The 6,614-nt window shown below is 71.5% G+C and carries 7 protein-coding genes; all 7 read left to right on the top strand.

Annotated features, from left to right (window positions below; all coding sequences use genetic code 11):
- The first annotated feature begins 428 nt into the window (after positions 1 to 428).
- On the top strand, positions 429 to 1,184 hold the full coding sequence (pgsA, locus tag AC13HU_RS28900; RefSeq protein ID WP_483044908.1) for a phosphatidylinositol phosphate synthase: 756 nt from the start codon (positions 429 to 431) through the stop codon (positions 1,182 to 1,184).
- Positions 1,181 to 2,320 carry a phosphatidylinositol mannoside acyltransferase gene (locus AC13HU_RS28895; protein ID WP_483044907.1) on the top strand — a complete coding sequence of 380 codons (1,140 nt, stop codon included), beginning with the start codon at positions 1,181 to 1,183 and terminating at the stop codon, positions 2,318 to 2,320. The genes pgsA and AC13HU_RS28895 overlap by 4 nt, the downstream gene beginning before the upstream one ends.
- Positions 2,317 to 3,438, top strand: coding sequence for a glycosyltransferase family 4 protein (locus tag AC13HU_RS28890; protein WP_483044906.1), 1,122 nt, complete (start codon positions 2,317 to 2,319; stop codon positions 3,436 to 3,438). Before AC13HU_RS28895 ends, AC13HU_RS28890 begins: the two co-directional genes overlap by 4 nt.
- A gap of 134 nt (positions 3,439 to 3,572) precedes the next feature.
- On the top strand, positions 3,573 to 4,124 hold the full coding sequence (locus AC13HU_RS28885) for a LemA family protein (RefSeq protein WP_483044905.1): 552 nt from the start codon (positions 3,573 to 3,575) through the stop codon (positions 4,122 to 4,124).
- Positions 4,125 to 4,196: 72 nt separating this feature from the next.
- Entirely contained in the window at positions 4,197 to 5,141 is a 945-nt protein-coding gene (gene pdxS, locus AC13HU_RS28880) for a pyridoxal 5'-phosphate synthase lyase subunit PdxS (protein WP_483044904.1), read from the top strand.
- 7 nt (positions 5,142 to 5,148) lie between these two features.
- Entirely contained in the window at positions 5,149 to 5,742 is a 594-nt protein-coding gene (gene pdxT, locus AC13HU_RS28875) for a pyridoxal 5'-phosphate synthase glutaminase subunit PdxT (RefSeq protein ID WP_483044903.1), read from the top strand.
- 79 nt (positions 5,743 to 5,821) lie between these two features.
- Entirely contained in the window at positions 5,822 to 6,574 is a 753-nt protein-coding gene (locus AC13HU_RS28870; RefSeq protein ID WP_328461563.1) for a YebC/PmpR family DNA-binding transcriptional regulator, read from the top strand.
- The last annotated feature ends 40 nt before the right edge of the window (positions 6,575 to 6,614 follow it).

Raw genomic sequence — 6,614 nt, 5'->3', positions numbered from 1 at the left:
GGGCCAGCGCCTCCACCAGCGTGGTCTTGCCCGCACCGCTGTGGCCGACCAGCACCACGTTGCGCACCGTCTCGGGGCGACTCCCGGCGGGAGCCGCCGTCGTCACGCCTCCGGCGGCCCCTGGAACCGCGTCCTTCCTACCGCCACCACTCATGCTTCCCGCCTCCCGGGGGTCACTCCGCGGGTGCGTACAGGTTCTCTTCGACGGTACGCCCGAAATGGGGCGCGCGAACCCTTGAGGACGGAGGGAGCCGCACATACACAGGGGCGCGTGGGGGCACTCCCCTGGCTTCGCCGGGAGCACCCCCACCCAGGCGAAGCTCTGGGGGAGAACAGCGCGACCAGCCCACCACCGACAGGTGGTCCCTGAGCCGACAGAACACACCACCCTGGAGGGTCAGGGGCACCCACATTCGCGTCTGACTACGATGGGGCATCCGGCGGCCGTACGGGCCGCCGTGTTCGGCCGCTTCGTACACCCTTGCTCCGAACTCCACCGACCTGTCGGGAAGGCCATGCTGAACAAGTACGCGCGTGCGTTTTTCACGCGTGTTCTCACGCCGTTCGCCGGATTCCTCCTGCGCAAGGGGGTGTCGCCGGACACGGTGACCCTGATCGGCACCGCGGGTGTCGTCGCCGGCGCACTGGCCTTCTACCCCCGGGGCGAGTTCTTCTGGGGCACCGTCGTCATCACCCTGTTCGTCTTCTCGGACCTGGTCGACGGCAACATGGCCCGGCAGGCCGGCCGCTCCAGCCGCTGGGGCGCGTTCCTGGACTCCACCCTCGACCGCGTCGCCGACGGCGCCGTCTTCGGCGGTCTCGCGCTCTGGTACGCCGGCGGCGGCGACAACCTCGTGCTGTGCGCGGTCACCATCTTCTGCCTCGCCAGCGGCCTGGTGGTCTCGTACACCAAGGCGCGCGGCGAGGCGATCGGCCTCAAGGTCGCGGTCAACGGTCTGGTCGAACGCTCCGAGCGGCTGGTCATCACGCTGGTGCTGTGCGGCCTCGCCGGCTTCCACCGCACCTTCGGCGTACCCGGCATCCAGTGGCTGCTGCCGATCGCCCTGTGGGTGGTCGCGGTCGGCAGCCTCGTCACCCTGATCCAGCGGGTCGTCACGGTGCACCGGGAGGCCGCCGAGGCCGAGGCGGCCGAGCGGGCGGTCGGCCAGGGGAGCGGCGTGTGAAGGAACGCCTCACCGACGGCCTGTACGGGCTCGGCTGGAGCGCGGTGAAGACGCTGCCGGAACCGGCGGCCAGGGCGCTCGGCCGGACCATCGCCGACGCGGCCTGGCGGCAGCACGGCAAGGGCGTCCAGCGGCTGGAGGCGAACCTGGCCCGCGTGGTGCCCGGCGCGGGACCCGACCGGCTGCACGAACTGTCCCGGCAGGGCATGCGCTCCTACCTGCGCTACTGGATGGAGTCCTTCCGGCTGCCGGCCTGGAGCAAGGACCGTATCCGCACCGGCTTCGCCCCGCAGGACGTGCACTGGCTCACCGACGGGCTCGCCGCGGGCAGCGGGGTCATCCTCGCGCTGCCGCACATGGGCAACTACGACCTCGCCGGGGCGTGGGTCACCACCAAGCTGGAGACGCCGTTCGCGACCGTCGCCGAGCGGCTGAAACCGGAGACCCTCTACGACCGGTTCGTCGCCTACCGCGAGAGCCTGGGCATGGAGGTCCTGCCGCACTCCGGCGGCGCCGCCTTCGGCACCCTGGCGCGGCGGCTGCGCGCGGGCGGCCTGGTCTGCCTGGTCGCCGACCGCGACCTGTCCAGGAGCGGCGTGGAGGTCGACTTCTTCGGCGAGAAGACCCGGATGCCCGCCGGCCCGGCGATGCTCGCCCAGCAGACCGGCGCGCTGCTGCTCCCGGTCACCCTCTGGTACGACGACTCGCCTGTCATGCAGGGCATGGTGCACCCGCCGGTCGAGGTCCCGGCCGACGGCGACCGTGCGAGCCGTACCGCGGTGATGACGCAGGTGCTGGCGAACGTGTACGAGGCGGGGATCGCCGAGCACCCGCAGGACTGGCACATGCTGCAACGGCTCTGGCTGAGCGATCTGCCGCAGCGGGCGGCCGAGAAGGGGCAACCCGCAGGGCCCGGGGAGGCGTCCACGTCGGTGGCGGCGCCGGCGACCACGGATGCGCCGGCGCAGGCCGGCGTACCCGCGTCGGACGACCTGTCCGCGTCGACCGCTGCACCCCCGTCGACCGATGGATCAGCGTCGAACGATGGATCAGCGTCCGGACCCGCGTCGGACGACGCATCGCGGTCAGCCGGATCCACCACGTCGACCGAGCACCCCGGGACGGAGCGAACTTGAGGATCGGGATCGTCTGCCCGTACTCCTGGGACGTCCCCGGTGGCGTCCAGTTCCACATCCGCGACCTGGCCGAGCACTTGATCACCCTCGGCCACCATGTGTCCGTGCTGGCCCCGGCCGACGACGGGACGCCGCTGCCGCCCTACGCGGTCTCCGCCGGCCGCGCCGTGCCCGTGCCGTACAACGGCTCCGTGGCGCGGCTGAACTTCGGCTTCCTGTCGGCCGCGCGGGTGCGTCGCTGGCTGCACGACGGCGGGTTCGACGTCATCCACATCCACGAGCCCACCTCCCCGTCGCTCGGGCTGCTCGCCTGCTGGGCGGCCCGCGGCCCGATCGTGGCGACCTTCCACACCTCCAACCCCCGCTCGCGGGCCATGATCGCGGCCTACCCGATCCTCCAGCCCGCCCTGGAGAAGATCAGCGCGCGGATCGCGGTCAGCGAGTACGCCCGGCGCACCCTGGTCGAACACCTCGGCGGCGACGCGGTCGTCATCCCCAATGGCGTGGACGTCGGTTTCTTCGCGAGCGCGGAGCCGCGGCCCGAGTGGCAGGGCGACACGATCGGGTTCATCGGGCGCATCGACGAGCCCCGCAAGGGGCTGCCGGTCCTGATGCGGGCGCTGCCCGGCATCCTCCGGGAGCGCCCAGGCGCCCGGCTGCTCGTCGCCGGGCGCGGCGACCAGCAGGAGGCGCTGGAGCCGCTGCCGGCCGAACTCCACGACCGGGTCGAGTTCCTGGGGATGGTCAGCGACGAGGACAAGGCGCGGCTGCTGCGCAGCGTCGACCTCTACGTCGCGCCCAACCTCGGCGGGGAGAGCTTCGGGATCATCCTGGTGGAGGCGATGTCCGCGGGGGCGGTGGTGCTTGCCGCCGACCTCGACGCCTTCGCGCAGGTGCTGGCGCAAGGCAGCGCGGGGGAGCTCTTCCCCAACGGCGACGCCGACGCGCTCGCGGCTGCCGCCGTCCGCGTTCTCGGGGACCCGGCCCGCCGCGACCAGCTCCGTACCCGCGCGTCCGCGCACGTACGGCGCTTCGACTGGTCCGTGGTCGCCGCGGAGATCCTGTCCGTCTACGAGACCGTCACGGTTGGCGCGGAGGCCGTTCGGCCGGCGCCCTGACCCTCCGGGGTGGTGCGTTCTGCCGGTTCAGGGACCACCTGTGGTGGTGGGCTGGGAGGTACCCCCAGCCACCCACCGGGCGCAAGGTCCCGGAAGCGACAGAACGGACCACCCCGGGGGAATAGGGTGCCGCGGTGACCACCCTGATTTGCGTAGTAGCCGCACTGATCGTGCTCGGGCTGTACCTGAGCTGGACCGCGGGCCGCCTGGACCGCCTGCACGCGCGGATCGACGCGGCACGCGCCGCACTGGACGCGCAACTGCTGCGCCGCGCCTCGGTCGCGCAGGAACTGGCGAACTCGGGCGTGCTCGACCCGGCCGCGTCCATCGTGCTGTACGAAGCCGCGCACGCGGCCCGGCAGGCCGAGCCGGACCAACGCGAGGTGGCCGAGAGCGAGTTGAGCCAGGCGCTGCGCGCGGTGTTCGCCGAGCCCGACGCGGTCGCGGAGATCGACGCGGCACCCGGCGGGACGGAGGCGGTCGGCGAGCTGACCCGGGCGGTGCGCCGGGTGCCGATGGCCCGGCGGTTCCACAACGACGCGGTGCGCGCCGCGCGGGCGGTCCGCCGGCACCGGGTGGTGCGCTGGCTGCGACTGGCCGGCCACGCCCCGTTCCCGCTCGCCTTCGAGATGGACGACCGTCCGCCGCCGGTGCTGACCGCGGACGGGGCCGCTACCACCTCGTAGGCACGTCGGGGGAGCCACCTGCGCCGAATTGGCCCTTTCCGGTGATCCGACCACCGCCGGACGATGGACGAAATGACACCCGTCGCCAGGAGTGAGGTCACTGTGTCCACCGCTTCCCCGTCCGCTACCCCGTCCCCCGAGACCGGCACCGCCCGCGTCAAGCGCGGCATGGCCGAGCAGCTCAAGGGCGGCGTGATCATGGACGTCGTCACCCCCGAGCAGGCGAAGATCGCCGAGGACGCCGGCGCCGTCGCCGTCATGGCGCTCGAGCGGGTGCCCGCCGACATCCGTAAGGACGGCGGCGTGGCCCGCATGTCGGACCCGGACATGATCGACGGCATCATCAACGCCGTGTCCATCCCGGTGATGGCCAAGTCCCGGATCGGCCACTTCGTCGAGGCCCAGGTGCTCCAGGCGCTCGGCGTGGACTACATCGACGAGTCGGAGGTGCTGACCCCGGCCGACGAGGTCAACCACTCCGACAAGTGGGCCTACACCACCCCGTTCGTGTGTGGCGCCACCAACCTGGGCGAGGCGCTGCGGCGGATCGCCGAGGGCGCCGCGATGATCCGCTCCAAGGGCGAGGCCGGCACCGGCAACGTGGTCGAGGCGGTTCGCCACCTGCGGCAGATCAAGGGCGAGATCTCCCGGCTGCGCGGCCTGGACAACAACGAACTGTTCGCCGCCGCCAAGGAGTTGCGTGCTCCGTACGAGCTGGTCCGGGAGGTCGCCGAGCTCGGCAAGCTGCCGGTCGTGCTCTTCTCCGCCGGCGGTGTGGCCACCCCCGCCGACGCCGCGCTGATGCGCCAGCTCGGCGCCGAGGGCGTCTTCGTCGGCTCGGGCATCTTCAAGTCCGGCGACCCCGCCAAGCGCGCCGCGGCCATCGTCCGCGCCACCACCTTCTTCGACGACCCGAAGGCCATCGCGGACGCCTCCCGCAACCTCGGCGAGGCCATGGTCGGCATCAACATCGACACCCTGCCGGAGTCCGAGCACTACGCGAACCGCGGCTGGTAAGGCGACGATGACGAGTTCTCCCACCATCGGCGTCCTGGCCCTTCAGGGCGACGTCCGGGAGCACCTGGCAGCCCTGGCCGCGGCGGACGCCGCGGCCACGGCTGTCCGGCGCCCCGAGGAACTGGCCGCTGTGGACGGGCTGGTGATACCCGGCGGCGAGTCCACCACGATCTCCAAGCTCGCCGCGCTGTTCGGGCTGACCGGGCCGCTGCGCGCCGCGATCCGGGACGGGCTGCCGGTCTACGGGTCCTGCGCCGGCCTGATCATGCTCGCCGACAAGATCCTCGACCCCCGGTCGGGACAGGAGACGTTCGGCGGCATCGACATGATCGTGCGCCGTAACGCCTTCGGCCGGCAGAACGAGTCCTTCGAGGCGTTCGTCGATGTCCGGGGTGTGCCCGGCGGCCCGGTCGAGGGCGTCTTCATCCGCGCGCCGTGGGTGGAGTCGGTCGGCGCGAACACCGAGGTGCTCGCCGAGTACGACGGCCACATCGTCGCCGTACGGCAGGGAAACGTGCTGGCCACGTCGTTCCACCCGGAGCTGACCGGCGACCACCGGGTGCATGAACTCTTCGTGTCCGCCGTGCGCGCGGGGAGCTGACCGGATCCCGGTAGGATCGAGCGCGCGACGAAGAACACGCGACGTAGAACAGCACTGGTGACGCGAAGGAGACTGTCGGATGTCCGGCCACTCTAAATGGGCTACGACGAAGCACAAGAAGGCCGTGATCGATGCCAAGCGCGGCAAGCTCTTCGCGAAGCTGATCAAGAACATCGAGGTCGCGGCGCGCACCGGCGGCGCGGACCCGGACGGTAACCCGACCCTCTTCGACGCCATCCAGAAGGCCAAGAAGAGCTCGGTGCCGAACAAGAACATCGACAGCGCGGTCAAGCGCGGCGCGGGTCTTGAGGCCGGCGGCGCGGATTACCAGACGATCATGTACGAGGGCTACGGGCCGAACGGCGTCGCCGTCCTCATCGAGTGCCTGACCGACAACCGCAACCGCGCCGCCTCCGACGTGCGCGTGGCGATGACCCGCAACGGCGGCTCGATGGCCGACCCGGGCTCGGTGTCGTACCTGTTCAACCGCAAGGGCGTGGTGATCGTCCCCAAGGGTGAGCTGGGTGAGGACGACGTGCTCGGCGCGGTCCTGGACGCCGGCGCCGAGGAGGTCAACGACCTCGGCGAGTCCTACGAGGTGATCAGCGAGGCCACCGACCTGGTGCCGGTCCGCAAGGCCCTCCAGGAGGCCGGCATCGACTACGACTCCGCCGACGCCAACTTCCTGCCCACCATGCAGGTCGAGTTGGACGAGGACGGGGCCCGCAGGATCTTCAAGCTCATCGACGCGCTGGAGGACAGCGACGACGTGCAGAACGTCTTCGCCAACTTCGACGTCTCCGACGAGGTCATGGAGAAGGTCGACGCCTGACGCCGGCGCCGCCTGAGCACGACCGGGCACGTCCGAGTAC

The sequence above is a fragment of the Streptomyces sp. NH27 genome, from assembly GCF_056859195.1.
This window is presented reverse-complemented; position numbering and strand designations above follow the sequence as displayed.